1 protein-coding gene is annotated in these 766 nt (G+C 36.4%); it reads left to right on the plus strand.

Annotated elements, in window-relative coordinates:
• Nucleotides 1-561: hypothetical protein (locus tag ACFINR_RS09505; RefSeq protein ID WP_375630805.1), on the plus strand; the 561-nt coding region annotated here is incomplete at its 5' end.
• Between the last annotated feature and the right edge of the window lie 205 nt (nt 562-766).

Genomic DNA, 766 nt, shown 5'->3' on the forward strand with positions numbered 1-766 from the left:
CTCACAAATGAAACGCGTGTAATTAATAATCATACCCTTTATCGCATTAAAGCATTAAAAGACTTTGCTGATGTTAAGGCTGGTGCCTTGGGTGGCTTTATTGAAAAGGAAGATAACCTCTCTCATGATGGCAATTGCTGGGTGTATGATGAGGCTCTTGTGTTTAAAAATGGTCACGTTTATGAAAATGCAAGAGTTTTTGGCAATGCTGTCACTTGTGGTCATATCTATGGTCATGCGCGGGTTTATGACAATGCTATCATTGCTGGCTATGTTTATGATAATGCCCATGTTTATGGCAATGCTGTTATTTCTGATAATTCCCATGTTTATGGTAATGCACATGTGTATGGCAAGGATATTATTTATGATAATGCCTATGTTTATGACAATGCTAGGGTTTATGAAAATGCTCGTATAGCAAATAACGTGCATGTTTATGAAAATGCCAATATTCATGGCATTGCTGTTATTCGTGAAAATGTCGGCGGGTCTACTAAAATAAAAACCTATACTGAACGTCTCTCTCCTTATGGTGAATTAGAGATTGTCTGGGTCTAACCAATAAAGCAGTGTAAATGAAAGTACAGGCGTGGCGGGGGCGCCCCTCTTTCAAATTTTCCCATTTCAAATTTTATCAAACGTTTATCACATTAGATTGTGAGGGTCTTCTTATGTGCAAAAAATATGAATTAACCAGTGAAATCAAAAAAATCAAACATGCTCTTACTCGAAATATTATAAACCTTTATCGCATTAAAGCTTT

Origin of the sequence: Bartonella sp. AP19HLJMH, from assembly GCF_042196245.1 — a bacterium.
Lineage (GTDB): Bacteria > Pseudomonadota > Alphaproteobacteria > Rhizobiales > Rhizobiaceae > Bartonella.